The following is a 12785-nucleotide window of genomic DNA, read 5'->3' as shown; positions in this document are numbered from 1 at the left end:
ATGCTCTGGACGGTGACGACCGGCCGCTCCCGCTCCCGCTCCCGCCGGACCAGCCTCCGCCTGCTGCTCACCCTCGGCGTCGTGATCGCCCTGGCCGTGGCGGCCGTGATCGTGTTGCGTCCGCCCGGCCCCCGCCCGTTGTTCCAGCTGCCGGTCGCCTGCGGCGAGACCTGGCAGCTGGGCACCTATCCCGGTCACGGCGAGAACGACGTGGACTTCTTCCCGCTCTCCGGCGACCCGTGGGGGCAGCCGGTGCTCGCCTCCTACGACGGCAGGGTGACCGTCGCCGGCATCAACGGGTCGCTGGGCGCCCGCACCCCGGACAACCCGGACGGCCCTCGGGGACGTGGCGGCGGCTACTGGGTGAAGATCGACCACGGCGGTCGGTGGGAGACCCAGTACCTGCACCTGCTGGAACCGCCGCTGGTGCAGGTCGGGCAGCGGGTCGCCCGGGGCGAGCAGATCGGCCGGATCGGCAGCACCGGCAACTCCGGCGCCCCACACCTGCACTACGAGCAGCGCCGGGGCTGGCAGAAGGTCGAGACCTGGTTCGACGGGCAGCCGTCGGGCATCACCCACGACGACGCCGAGTACACCGTCCGGCTGACCAGCAACAACTGCCGGTAGCGGTGATGCCTACGCTCCGGTGACCGCGCCGCGCCGCAGTGTCACAGAACGGCGGCGATCGTCGGTGCCCGGCCGGTCCGTGGTCTGCCGCTCGGCGGGTTTGCGGCTAGCGTGGGGCGAGGAGGGCTTTCAGCTGCCGGGGAAGAATCCAGGGGGAGGACCATGTCCAGCACCAGATTCAGGTTGGCCGGCGCGACGCTCGCCCTGATGCTCGCGGCCGTGGCTGGTTGCAGCGCGGGCGACGGCGTCGATGTAGATGGCGCCGACGGAGCGAGTGCCGGTGGCGTCCTCACCGCCGCCATCGGCGGCGAGCCCGACCAGCTCGACCCGCACAAGACCTCCGCCTACTACAGCTTCCAGGTGTTGGAGAACGTCTACGACACGCTGGTCGAGCCGGACGCGAACCTGGAGATGAAGCCGTCGCTGGCCACCGGATGGACCACCAGCGACGACCAGCTGACCTGGACGTTCACCCTCCGCGAGGGGGTGACCTTCTCCGACGGCGCACCGCTGACCGCCGAGGACGTCGTCTACTCCTACAACCGGATCATCGACGAGAAGCTGAACACCGCGTACAAGTTCGGCACGGTGAAGTCGGTGACCGCACCCGACCCGACCACCGTCGTGGTCGCCCTCGACGCGCCCACCCCCAACCTGCTCGCCAATCTCGGCGGCTTCAAGGGCGTGGCGATCGTCCAGAAGGCCAATGTGGAATCCGGTGAGGTGACGACCAAGCCGGTCGGCAGCGGCCCGTTCGCCATCGGCAGCTACACCTCCGGCGACAACATCCGGCTGGTCCGCAACGACAACTACTGGGGCGAGAAGCCCAAGCTCGACGGGGTCACGTTCACCTTCGTCAGCGACCCCACCGTGGCGCTGCAGAACCTGCGCGGCGGCGAGGTGCAGTGGACCGACAACCTGCCGCCCCAGCAGGTCCCCGCGCTGCTCGACGGGGACGACCCGACCGTCCAGTCGATACCGTCGACCGACTACTGGTACCTCGCGCTCAACCAGGCCCGCAAGCCGTACGACGACGTCAACGTGCGCCGGGCGATCGCCTTCGCGCTCGACCGCGAGGCGATCACCAAGGCCGCCAAGTTCGGGCTGGCCACCGTCAACCAGGCGGCCATCCCGCAGAACAGCGCCTTCCACTACGAGTACGCGCCGTACTCGCACGACGTGAACCAGGCGCGCCAGCTGCTCGACCAGGCCGGCGTGAGCGGCCTGAGCATGGACCTCATGGTCACCAGCGAGTACCCGGAGACGGTCACCGCCGCCCAGGTCATCGCCTCGCAGTTGGCGGGCGTCGGCATCACCGTCAAGATCCGTACGCTGGACTTCGCGCAGTGGCTCGACGAGCAGGGCGGCGGCAACTTCGACTCGTTCATGCTCGGCTGGCTGGGCAACATCGACCCCGACGAGTTCTACTACGCCCAGCACCACAGCGGCGGCACGTTCAACTTCCACAAGTACCGCAACCCCGCCGTGGACCGGCTGCTCGACCAGGCGCGGACCGAGACCGACCAGGCCGCCCGCAAGCAGCAGTACGACCAGGTGGCCAAGCAGATCGTGGACGACGCCAGCTACATCTACCTCTACAACCCCGACGTGGCGCAGGGCTGGTCCACGCGGGTCACCGGTTACGAGGTACGCACCGACCGGGCGATCCGGTTCCGCGACGTGGCGCTGGCCAAGTGACCCGGCGGGGGACCTCAGGTGGCCCGCTTCGTCATCCGTCGGCTGTTGCAGTCCGCGGTCGTGCTGCTCGGCGTGACCGTCGTGGTGTTCCTGCTGCTCCAGTTGGTGCCGGGTGATCCCGTCCGGGTGGCCCTCGGCACCCGCTTCGACCCGCAGACGTACGAGGCGCTGCGGGCCCGGGCGGGGCTGGACAAACCCCTGGTGGTGCAGTATTTCGACTACCTGCGGCGGGCGCTGACCGGCGACCTCGGCGTGAGCTTCCGCAGTGGCCGCCCGGTCACCTCGATCGTGCTGGAGCGGCTGCCCGCGACGCTGTCGCTGGCGGTCACCGCGGTGGTGTTCGCGATGCTGGTCGCCTTCCCGCTGGGGATCGTCTCGGCCATCCGCAGCGGCTCGCTGATCGACCACGCGGCCCGGGTGTTCAGCCAGTTCGGTGTCTCGGTGCCGGACTTCTGGATGGGCATCATGGGCATCCTGCTCTTCGCCGGGGTGCTCGGCTGGCTGCCACCGTCGGGCTACGTCGCCCTCACCGAGGATCCGGCGGGGTGGGCCTCGCACGTCGCCCTGCCGGCGGCGACGGTCGGTCTGGTGACCGCCTCGATCCTCACCCGGTTCATCCGGTCCTCGATGCTGGAGGTGCTCTCGGAGGACTATGTCCGCACCGCCGAGGCGAAGGGGCTGCGCACCCGCGTGGTGGTGCTGCGGCACGTGCTGCGCAACGCGCTCATTCCCGTGGTCACCGTGGTGGCGGTGCAGTTGGCCAGCCTGCTCGGCGGGGTGATCGTGATCGAGGTGCTGTTCGCCTGGCCCGGCATCGGCCGGCTCACCTTCGACGCGGTCCAGGCCCGCGACTACCCCGTGCTGCAGGGCGCGGTGCTGCTGGTGGCGGCGTTGTTCCTGCTGGTCAACCTTCTGGTCGACATCCTCTACGCCCGCCTCGACCCACGGATCACCGTCAGATGAGCGAGCAGGTCGCCAGGAGCGAGGGGCAGCTGCGCCGAGCCTTGTCGGCGCTGCGGCACGACCCGCTGGCGCTGACCGGCAGCGTGGTGCTCGCGGTGCTGGTCGTGGTCGGCGTGGCCGGGTCGTGGCTGGCCCCGTCGGGCATCAACGAGGTGGACGTCGACCGGATGCTCCAGCCGCCCAGCTGGTCGCATCCGTTCGGCACCGACGAGTTGGGCCGCGACGTGCTCAGCCGGGTCATGGTCGCCGCCCGGGTCTCGCTGCAGGTCGGCCTGGTCAGCGTCGGGATCGCGCTGGCGGTCGGGGTGACCCTCGGACTCTTCGCCGGCTACTACCGGGGCTGGCTCGACAACGTGCTGATGCGCTGCATGGACGTGCTCTTCGCGTTCCCGGTGCTGCTGCTCGCGGTGGCCATCGTGGCGGTGCTCGGGCCAGGGCTGGTCACCGCGATGGTGGCGATCGGGGTGGTCTACACCCCGATCTTCGCCCGGGTCACCCGGGCCGGCGTGCTCTCCGTCCGGGAGCAGGTCTTCGTCCGGGCGGCGGTCTCCATCGGCGCGTCGGACCTGCGCATCATGCGCCGGCACGTGCTGCCCAACATCGCGGCCCCGCTGATCGTGCAGACGTCGTTGTCGCTGGCCTTCGCGATCCTCTCGGAGGCGGCGCTCTCCTTCCTCGGCCTCGGCGTGCAACCGCCGGCACCCGCCTGGGGGCGCATGTTGTACGACGGGCGGGGGTTCGTCACCGAGGCGTGGTGGCTGGGCTTCTTCCCGGGTGCGGCGATCTTCCTCACCGTTCTGGCGTTCAACCTGGTCGGTGACGCGTTGCGGGACGTGCTCGATCCCCGCCAGCTCACCGTCAGCGAGGCCAGAAGGAGCGGCGTATGAGGCCCGTACTGGCGGTCGAGGAGCTGACCGTCACCATCGGCACCCGGCGGGGACCGGCGCGGGTGGTCGCCGGCGTGGACTGGTCGGTGCGGCCGGGGGAGACCCTGGCGCTGGTCGGCGAGTCGGGCAGCGGCAAGAGCATGAGCGTGCTCGCCGCCACCGGCCTCGCACCCCGCTCCGCGCGGGTGGCCGGGCGCGTGCACCTGCTCGGTACGGAACTCACCGGCCTGCCGCAGGAACGCCGCCGGCGGCTGCGCGGGCGGCACGTCGGCTTCGTCTTCCAGGATCCGATGACCTCGCTCAACCCGGTGCTCACCGTCGGCCGGCAGGTCACCGAGGCCGGCGAGGAACACCTCGGTCTGACCCGGCGGGCCGCCCGGACCCGCGCCATCGAGCTGCTGGAACTCGTCGGCATACCGTCCGCCGCCCGGCGGGTGGACGCGTACCCGCACCAGTTCTCCGGCGGCATGCGCCAGCGCGTGGTGATCGCCATGGCGCTGGCCTGTGAGCCGGATCTGCTGATCGCCGACGAACCGACGACCGCCCTCGACGTCACCACCCAGGCCCAGATCGTCGAGCTGGTCGCCGACCTGCAACGGCGGCTGGGCACGGCGGTCGTCTGGATCACGCACGATCTCGGCGTGGTCGCCGGTATCGCGGACACGGTGGCGGTCATGTACGCCGGTCGCATCCTCGAACAGGGGCCGGTGGACGCCGTCTTCGGCGAGCCGTCACACCCGTACACCGAGGCACTGCTGGCCGCCCGCCCGGACCCGGCGGCCGGCGGCGGCGACCTGGTCACCATCCAGGGCGCCCCGCCCAGCCCGCTGGACCTGCCGCCGGGCTGCGCCTTCTGGCCCCGGTGCCCGGTGCGCGGCGATGCCCGGTGCGCGCACGAACTGCCGCCGCTGGTCCCGGTGGCGGCCGGCCACCACGTCCGCACCTTCTACCCGCAGCGCGCCGACGGGGAGGGCGCATGAGTACGCCGGCCGAGGTCGTCGCCGAACTCGACGACCTGACGGTGTGGTTCCCGACGCCGGCCGGGGTGGTCCGTGCGGTGGACGGGGTGTCGTTGCAGGTGCGCCGGGGCGAGACGCTGGGCCTGGTCGGCGAGTCCGGCAGTGGCAAGTCCACCACGGGCCTGGCGCTGCTGCGGCTGGTGGATCCCACCTCCGGCCGCGTCCGGGTGGACGGGCAGGACGTCACCCGGTGGTCCCGGCGGCGGCTGCGGGCGCTGCGCCGCCGCGTCGCCATGGTGTTCCAGGATCCGCAGGCGTCCCTCGATCCGCGGCGCACCGTCGGGGCGAGCATCGCCGAACCGCTGATCGTGCACCGGCTCACCGACGGCGGTGCCGCCCGCCGCCGGCGGGTCGAGGAACTGCTCGACCTGGTCGGGCTGCGCGGTGACCTCGCCGATCGGCACCCGCACGAACTCTCCGGTGGCCAGCGGCAGCGGGTCGGTATCGCCCGTGCCCTGGCCGGTGAGCCGGACCTGATCGTGCTGGACGAGCCGATCGCGTCGCTCGACCTGAGCGTCCAGGCGCAGATCATGAACCTGCTCCGGGGGCTCCAGCGGGATCTCGGGCTGACCTACCTCTTCATCGCCCACGACCTGGCGGCGGTGGAGCACATGAGCGACCGGATGGCCGTGATGTACCTCGGTCGAATTGTGGAGAGCGGCACACCGGCGCAGATCTGGCGCGAGCCGGCCCATCCCTACACCGCCGCGCTGTTGTCGGCGGTGCCGGTGGCCGATCCGCGCATCGAGCGGGAGCGCCGGCGGATCATCCTCAGCGGCGACATCCCCAGCCCGGTGGACCCGCCCGACGGCTGCCGGTTCCGGACCCGATGCCCGCAGGCCCGGCCGGACTGTTCCCGTACCGACCCGGCGCTCGCCGAGGTCGACCCGGACCACGACGCGGCGTGCCTGTTCGCCGGGGAGGCCGTGCGGGCGATGCGAGCGGCCTGAGCGGGCGCCCCTGCGCGGCCACCGGGACCGCGTGCCTTGACGGGCGGTGGCCGCACCCTGTCCACTATCCCTACATGTCTTATCGAGAATATCGGTGATAGGGGTGCGTGTCGTGTACGTCTCGGCGCGATCGGACTACGCCATCCGGGCCATGCTCGCGGTGGCGCAGCATCACCCGGAGGTGGTCAAGGCGGCGGTCCTGGCGGCCAGCCAGGACATCCCGTATTCGTTCCTGCAGGGCATCCTGCTGGACCTGCGGCGCGCCGGCCTGTTGCACAGTCTGCGGGGTGCCGACGGCGGCTACGCGCTGACCCGCGAGCCCGACGGGATCACCGTGGGGGACGTGCTGCGGGCCACCGGCGGTGCGCTCACCACGGTCCGGGGAGCGCCGGCCGAGGTGGCGACATACCACGGCGTGGCCGCCGGGCTGGGCGAGGTGTGGCTGTCGGTACACCGGGCGATCGAGGGGGTGGTCGACCACGCCAGCCTGGCCGACCTGCTCGGGCCCGCCGATCGGTTGGGACGTGACGTGGCCGATCGCCCACCCCGTGTGGCGTGACGGTCGACGAGGGCGCGCCGGTCGTCCGTCTCCCGGAGCCAAGGCTTGAAAACCTGTCGAGTTGGTGGGATATTCGGTGCGCGGTCGACGCGGACGATCAGCACTGCCGCGCCGGCACACAGTCCGAGCGCGACAGCTGATCGCCGTCGCGGTACTGCCGGTCGGGCACTGTGGCCCGGTCTGCGACCGCCCCCCTGGTGACGACGACCGCGGCTCAAAACAGGCAAATTCCCTATCTAATTGGTCGGACTTATATAGTGCGCGTGCGCACTGGAGGAGGACGGGTTCCGAATGAGGCACCGGATCAGAGCGGTGATCGCCCTCGCCATGGTTACCGGCCTGGCACTCACGGGCTGCGGTGGCGGCGATGCGGCGGGCAGTTCCGCCACGCTGAGCATCGTCGGGTTCGCGGTACCCGAAGCGGCGAACAAGGCCATCGCCGCGGAGTGGAACAAGACCGAGGAGGGCAAGGGGGTCCGGTTCCGGACCTCGTACGGCGCCTCCGGCGACCAGAGCCGGGCGGTCGTCTCCGGCCTGAAGGCCGACTACGTCCACTTCTCCGTGACCAGCGACGTGACCCGGCTGGTCGACGCCGGGTTGGTCGAGGAGAGCTGGGACGACGGCCCGAACAAGGGCATCGTCTCCTCCTCGGTGGTGGTGCTCGCGGTGCGCAAGGGCAACCCCAAGAACATCCAGAGCTGGGACGACGTGATCAAGCCGGGCATCGGCATCGTCACGCCGAACCCCGCCTCGTCGGGCGCCGCCCGGTGGAACGCCCTCGCCGCGTGGGGACACATCGCCAGCAACGGCGGGACCGAGGCCCAGGCCGAGGAGTTCCTCACCAAGCTCTTCGCCAACGTGGTGTCGCTGCCCAACAGCGGCCGCGACGCCACCACCACCTTCCTCGGCGGTACCGGCGACGTCTTCCTGGCCTACGAGAACGAGACGATCCTGGCCCGGCAGAACGGCGAGGAACTGGACTGGATCCTGCCCGCCACCACCATCCTGATCCAGAACCCGGGCGCGATCCTGAAGGACGCCGATCCGAAGGCGACGGAGTGGCTGGACTTCGTACTGGGCACCGAGGGTCAGCGGCAGTTCGCGCTCACCGGCTTCCGGCCGATCATCGACGGCGTCGACACCTCGGGCATCGAGGGCGCCAACGACCAGAACGACCCGTTCCCCGCCCCGCAGAAGCTGCTGACGGTCGACGGCGACTTCGAGAGCTGGTCCGCGCTGTCCAAGAAGTTCTTCGACGAGAGTGACGGGATCGTCACAAAGATCATCGCGGCCTCCGGGAAGGCGAAGTGACCTCGGCGACCCTGGTCCCGGACCGGCCGGCGGGCGACCGCCGGCCGGTCCGGGCCGGCCAGCCGCTGACCCGGGCCTCCGGCCTGGGTCTCGGCGTGGCGATGGTGTGGTTCAGCCTGCTGGTGCTGATCCCGCTCGCCGCCGTGGTGGTGACCGCCTCCGAAGCCGGTTGGGGCGGGTTCTGGCGGACGGTCACGAACGAGCAGACCGCCGCCACCATCCGCCTGACCGTGGGCACCGCGCTGCTCGTCACGCTGGTCAACATCGTCATGGGCACGCTGATCGCCTGGGTGCTGGTGCGCGACCGGTTCTTCGGCAAGCGTGCGCTCGAGGTCCTCATCGACGTGCCGTTCGCGCTGCCGACGATCGTCGCCGGCCTGGTGCTGCTGTCGTTGTACGGGCCGGACAGCCCGCTCGGGGTCAACGTCGCCAACACCCGGATCGCGGTGTTCCTCGCCTTCCTCTTCGTCACGCTGCCGTTCATCGTGCGCACCGTGCAGCCGGTGCTGGCCGAACTCGACCCGGAGGCCGAGGAGGCGGCGGTGTCGCTGGGCGCCAGCCGGTACGCCACCTTCCGGCGGATCATCCTGCCCAGCCTCACCCCGGCCATCGCGGCGGGCGCCGCGTTGTCGTTCGCCCGCGCGGTCGGCGAGTACGGCTCGCTCGTGCTGCTCTCGGGCAACCTGCCGATGCGGACCGAGGTGGCCTCGGTGCGCATCCTCAGCAGCATCGAGAACGACAACCCGGACAGCGCGGCGGTGGTCGCGGTGGTGCTGCTGGCCATCTCGTTGGCCGTCATCGTCGTACTCGACATCATTCAGCGGAGGGTGATGCGCCGTGGCTGACCGATCCACCATCACCCGCGCCCCCGTCGGCCGCCGCCCGGGTCGGCTGGCCCTGCGGCTCGTGGTGACGACGTACCTCTTCTTCCTGGTGGCCTGGCCGTTGTACCTGGTCGGGCGGAACGCCTTCGGCAACGGGACCGAGAGCTTCCAGGACATCCTCACCGACCCCGACGTGACCCACGCGCTGCGACTCACCGTGGTCATCGCGGTGACCGCCGTGGTGATCAACACGGTGTTCGGCGTCGGCATCTCGATCCTGCTGGTGCGCTACGACTTCCCCGGCAAGCGGGCGCTCAACGCCCTCCTCGACATGCCGTTGTCGGTCTCCCCGATCGTCGTCGGCCTCGCCCTGATCCTGGTCTACGGCGGCCGGGACGGCTGGTTCGGCCCGACCCTCGAATCGGCCGGCCTGCAGATCATCTTCGCGGTCCCGGGCATGGTCATGGCCACGGTCTTCGTGGCGTTGCCGCTGGTCATCCGGGAGGTCGTGCCGGTCCTGCAGGAGGTCGGCGACGAGCAGGAACAGGCCGCCCGCAGCCTCGGCGCCAACGCGGTGCAGACATTCCGCCGGATCACCCTGCCGGCGATCAAGTGGGGCGTGATCTACGGGGTCGTGCTCAGCCTCGCCCGCTCGCTCGGCGAGTTCGGCGCGGTCAAGGTCGTCTCCGGCAACGTGCTCGGTGACACCCGTACGGCCACCCTCGTGGTCGAGGAGAAATACCTGAACTTCGACAAGGGCGGCGCGTACGCCACCGCCTTCCTCCTCGCCCTCGTCGCGGTGGCCTGCATCATCGTCGTATCCGCCCTCAGGCCGAAGGAAGAACGTTGAGCATCGAGATTTCCAACGTCGGCAAGCGTTTCGGCGACTTCGTCGCGCTGGACGACGTATCGGTGAGCATCCCGTCCGGCCGCCTCACGGCCCTGCTCGGCCCCTCCGGCGGCGGCAAGTCCACGCTGCTGCGGATCATCGCGGGGCTGGAGCGCGCCGACACGGGGACGGTGGAGATCGAGGGGGTGGACGCGACCCGGCTGCCGCCGCAGAAGCGCAACGTCGGTTTCGTGTTCCAGCACTACGCGGCCTTCAAGCACCTGACGGTACGCCGCAACGTGGCCTTCGGGTTGGAGATCCGCAAGCGGTCCAAGGAGGAGATCCGCCGCCGGGTCGACGAGCTGCTCGCGCTGGTGCACCTACAGCAGTTCGGCGACCGGCTGCCCGCGCAGCTCTCCGGCGGGCAGCGGCAGCGGATGGCGCTGGCCCGGGCGCTGGCCGTCGAGCCGACGGTGCTCCTGCTCGACGAGCCGTTCGGCGCCCTCGACGCCAAGGTCCGCAAGGAGCTGCGGGACTGGCTGCGCCGGCTGCACGACGAGGTGCACGTCACCACCGTCTTCGTCACCCACGACCAGGAGGAGGCCCTAGAGGTCGCCGACGAGATCGTGGTGATCAACGATGGCCGGGTGGAGCAGATCGGGTCGCCCGACGACCTGTACGACCGGCCGGCGAACGAGTTCGTCATGCGCTTCCTCGGCCCGGTCACCCAGCTCGGCGACCAGCTGGTCCGCCCGCACGACCTGCAGCTCTCCGCCGGCACCGCGACCGACACCGGGGTGTCCGGCCGGGTCACCCGGGTCACCCGGATCGGCTTCGAGATCCGGGTCGAGGTCACCACGACCGAGGGCCAGACCGTCACCGTGACCCTCACCCGCAACGAGTTCCAGGCCCTCGGGATCGAGGTCGAGGACGCGGTACGCATCCGGGTGACCCCGGGCAGCCCCACCACCACGGCGACGCCGCCGGCACAGCGCGCGGCCGCCGACGACGAGCCCAGCCTCGCCGTCTCGCACTGAGAGTGACCGTCGACGGGTGCCGCACGCCCCTGTCGACGGTCACCCCTTGTCGGCGCCCTCGTTCGCGTCGCGGACGAAGTAGCGCTGGAAGACGACGAAGATGATCGCCACCGGAATGGTGGCCAGCAGCGCCGCGCCGAGCTTCAGCGGATACTGGGTGCCCTTGCCGAGCGACCCGCTGACCAGGTCGGCGAGGCCCCGGGGCAGGGTGAACAGGCCCGGGTCCTGCACGGCGACCAGGCTGTGCGGGAACTCGTTCCAGGAGCCCTGGAACGACAGGATGGTCAGGGTGATCAGCGCCGGCTTCGCCATCGGCAGCACCACCGACCAGAAGGTGCGGAAGATGCTCGCGCCGTCGATGCGGGCCGCCTCCTCCACACTGACCGGGATGGACTCGAAGAACTGCTTCATGATGAACACGCCGGCCGCGTCGGCGAGCAGCGGCACGATCAGCCCGGTGTAGCTGTTGTAGATGCCGAGCTGGTTGAGCACCAGGAACTTCGGGATCAGCAGCACCACGCCCGGCACCGCCATCACGGCGATCACCGCCGCGAAGAGCCCGGAGCGGCCCCGGAAGCGCAGCCGGGCCAGCGCGTACCCGGCGAGCGAGTCGAAGAAGACCCGGCCGGCGGTGACCAGCACCGTCACCAGCAGCGAGTTGCCGAGCCAGATCGGGAAGTTGGTGCCGGTGAAGATCCGGACGAAACCGTCGAGCACCACCGGATCGGGGATCGGCGAGAGCGGGTTGGCCGCCGCGTCGGGCTCGGTCTTGAACGAGTTCCCGATCTGGATGACGAACGGGTAGAGGAAGACCAGCGCGAAGAAGACCAGGACGGCGTACCCCAGAAACCGGGTGGCCAGGGTGCGCGGACCCTGGTCGCCGCGCCGCGTGGGCTGCGTCGGGCGGTCGGTCGACGTGGTCATCGCGCGGACCCTCCCGCTCGGCTCCGGCGCCGCCGCACCCACCGGGGTTGGGAGTCGTCCCGGTCGGCCATCACCCGGCGCTGTACGAGGGTGAGCACGATGATGATCAGAAACAGGACGAACGAGATCGCCGCGCCGGAGCCGTAGTCGAAGTCCCGGAAGGCGGTGCGGTACGACAGGTAGGCCGGGGTGACGGTGCTCTTGGCCGGGTCGCCCTGGCTCATCACGTACACCTGGTCGAAGACCTGCCAGGAGCCGATCAGGCCGAGGGTGAGCACCAGGAACGTGGTCGGCTTGATCAGCGGCAGGGTGACGTGCCGGAACCGCTGCCAGCGGGACGCGCCGTCGAGCGTGCTCGCCTCCTCCAGCGTGACCGGGACGTTCTGTAGGGCGGCGAGGAACATCAGCATGAACGTGCCGGAGGTGGTCCAGACCACCAACGTGATGATGGACATCATCGCGATGCTGGGCCCGGAGAGCCACTCCCACCAGCTGAGTCCGAACGGTCCACCCTGCACCAGTGCGGCGGGCGGGGTGTCCACCCCGACCAGGCCGAGCAGCAGGTGCAGGACGCCCCGGGAGTCGGCGAACCACTGCGGCCCGTTGATGCCGAAGAGCCGCAGCAGGTTGTTGACCGCACCCGAGTTGGCGAACAGGAACAGGAAGACCACGCTGATCGCCACCGAGCTGGTGACCGACGGGAAGTAGAAGGCCGTCCGGAAGAAGCTCTTGCCCTTGAGCAGCCGGTTGTTGACCACCAGGGCCAGCCCGAGGGCGAGCACCGTCTGCGTCGGCACGACGAGTGCGACGTAGTAGACGTTGTTGCGGATGCTGGTCATGAAGTCCCGGCGGGCCAGGCCGTCGGCGGTGAACAGCCGGGTGTAGTTGTCGGTGCCCACGAAGGGCACCTCGCTGGTGAACGGGCTGCCCTGGCCGTTCCAGTCGGTCAGGCTCACCCAGAGCGCCATCAGGATCGGCAGCAGCAGGAACAGCCCGAGGATGACGATCACCGGCGCGACGAACAGCCAGCCGGCGATGTTCTCGTTGCCGCGTACGCCGCGCCCGCGCAGCCCGGGTCGCCGGCCAGACCCGCCGGCGGTCGCCGGGGCCGCCAACATCTCCGTCGCCATCGTCTCCTCCCTCCGGTGGGGTGAAAG

The 12785-nt window shown here is 70.4% G+C and carries 14 protein-coding genes; 12 read left to right on the top strand and 2 right to left on the bottom strand.

The features are described 5' to 3' along the window. The 12 genes from O7615_RS29215 (at position 1) to O7615_RS29160 (ending at position 10704) form a co-directional block, all read left to right on the top strand. Entirely contained in the window at positions 1–627 is a 627-nt protein-coding gene (locus O7615_RS29215; protein ID WP_278180997.1) for a M23 family metallopeptidase, read from the top strand. A gap of 162 nt (positions 628–789) precedes the next feature. Beyond that, positions 790–2325, top strand: coding sequence for an ABC transporter substrate-binding protein (locus O7615_RS29210; RefSeq protein ID WP_278180996.1), 1536 nt, complete (start codon positions 790–792; stop codon positions 2323–2325). A gap of 18 nt (positions 2326–2343) precedes the next feature. Next, positions 2344–3288 (top strand): ABC transporter permease, encoded by a 945-nt coding sequence (locus tag O7615_RS29205; protein ID WP_278180995.1) that lies wholly within the window; start codon positions 2344–2346, stop codon positions 3286–3288. Beyond that, on the top strand, positions 3285–4175 hold the full coding sequence (locus O7615_RS29200) for an ABC transporter permease (RefSeq protein ID WP_278180994.1): 891 nt from the start codon (positions 3285–3287) through the stop codon (positions 4173–4175). Before O7615_RS29205 ends, O7615_RS29200 begins: the two co-directional genes overlap by 4 nt. Beyond that, positions 4172–5155, top strand: coding sequence for an ABC transporter ATP-binding protein (locus tag O7615_RS29195; RefSeq protein ID WP_278180993.1), 984 nt, complete (start codon positions 4172–4174; stop codon positions 5153–5155). The genes O7615_RS29200 and O7615_RS29195 overlap by 4 nt, the downstream gene beginning before the upstream one ends. Further along, positions 5152–6144, top strand: a complete 993-nt coding sequence (locus tag O7615_RS29190) for an ABC transporter ATP-binding protein (protein WP_278180992.1) — start codon at positions 5152–5154, stop codon at positions 6142–6144. Before O7615_RS29195 ends, O7615_RS29190 begins: the two co-directional genes overlap by 4 nt. Positions 6145–6256: 112 nt before the next feature. Further along, entirely contained in the window at positions 6257–6703 is a 447-nt protein-coding gene (locus tag O7615_RS29185) for an Rrf2 family transcriptional regulator (protein WP_278182278.1), read from the top strand. After that, a complete protein-coding gene (locus O7615_RS29180; RefSeq protein WP_278180991.1) occupies positions 6700–6843 on the top strand; it encodes a hypothetical protein in 144 nt (47 codons plus the stop codon). The genes O7615_RS29185 and O7615_RS29180 overlap by 4 nt, the downstream gene beginning before the upstream one ends. Before the next feature lie 151 nt (positions 6844–6994). Continuing rightward, on the top strand, positions 6995–8014 hold the full coding sequence (locus O7615_RS29175) for a sulfate ABC transporter substrate-binding protein (RefSeq protein ID WP_278180990.1): 1020 nt from the start codon (positions 6995–6997) through the stop codon (positions 8012–8014). Then, complete coding sequence (gene cysT, locus O7615_RS29170) at positions 8011–8859, top strand: sulfate ABC transporter permease subunit CysT (RefSeq protein ID WP_278180989.1); 849 nt, start codon at positions 8011–8013, stop codon at positions 8857–8859. The genes O7615_RS29175 and cysT overlap by 4 nt, the downstream gene beginning before the upstream one ends. After that, a complete protein-coding gene (locus O7615_RS29165) occupies positions 8852–9688 on the top strand; it encodes a sulfate ABC transporter permease subunit (RefSeq protein ID WP_278180988.1) in 837 nt (278 codons plus the stop codon). Before cysT ends, O7615_RS29165 begins: the two co-directional genes overlap by 8 nt. After that, positions 9685–10704, top strand: a complete 1020-nt coding sequence (locus tag O7615_RS29160; RefSeq protein WP_278180987.1) for a TOBE-like domain-containing protein — start codon at positions 9685–9687, stop codon at positions 10702–10704. Before O7615_RS29165 ends, O7615_RS29160 begins: the two co-directional genes overlap by 4 nt. Positions 10705–10743: 39 nt before the next feature. On the opposite strand, the gene O7615_RS29155 is transcribed toward O7615_RS29160, so the two are convergent. Continuing rightward, positions 10744–11628, bottom strand: a complete 885-nt coding sequence (locus O7615_RS29155) for a carbohydrate ABC transporter permease (RefSeq protein WP_278180986.1) — start codon at positions 11626–11628, stop codon at positions 10744–10746. Then, on the bottom strand, positions 11625–12758 hold the full coding sequence (locus O7615_RS29150; RefSeq protein WP_278180985.1) for a sugar ABC transporter permease: 1134 nt from the start codon (positions 12756–12758) through the stop codon (positions 11625–11627). The genes O7615_RS29155 and O7615_RS29150 overlap by 4 nt, the downstream gene beginning before the upstream one ends. Positions 12759–12785 lie beyond the last annotated feature (27 nt).

The organism is Micromonospora sp. WMMD1082, from assembly GCF_029626175.1.
Taxonomy (GTDB): Bacteria; Actinomycetota; Actinomycetes; order Mycobacteriales; family Micromonosporaceae; genus Micromonospora.
This window is presented reverse-complemented; position numbering and strand designations above follow the sequence as displayed.

Excerpts from the sequence above, each read along its gene's own strand:
- O7615_RS29215 (WP_278180997.1), top strand. The coding sequence starts at position 1 with ATGCTCTGGACGGTGACGACCGGCCGCTCCCGCTCCCGCTCCCGCCGG.
- O7615_RS29210 (WP_278180996.1), top strand. The coding sequence starts at position 790 with ATGTCCAGCACCAGATTCAGGTTGGCCGGCGCGACGCTCGCCCTGATG.
- O7615_RS29200 (WP_278180994.1), top strand. The coding sequence starts at position 3,285 with ATGAGCGAGCAGGTCGCCAGGAGCGAGGGGCAGCTGCGCCGAGCCTTG.
- O7615_RS29195 (WP_278180993.1), top strand. The coding sequence starts at position 4,172 with ATGAGGCCCGTACTGGCGGTCGAGGAGCTGACCGTCACCATCGGCACC.
- O7615_RS29190 (WP_278180992.1), top strand. The coding sequence starts at position 5,152 with ATGAGTACGCCGGCCGAGGTCGTCGCCGAACTCGACGACCTGACGGTG.
- O7615_RS29175 (WP_278180990.1), top strand. The coding sequence starts at position 6,995 with ATGAGGCACCGGATCAGAGCGGTGATCGCCCTCGCCATGGTTACCGGC.
- O7615_RS29155 (WP_278180986.1), bottom strand. The coding sequence starts at position 11,628 with ATGACCACGTCGACCGACCGCCCGACGCAGCCCACGCGGCGCGGCGAC.
- O7615_RS29150 (WP_278180985.1), bottom strand. The coding sequence starts at position 12,758 with ATGGCGACGGAGATGTTGGCGGCCCCGGCGACCGCCGGCGGGTCTGGC.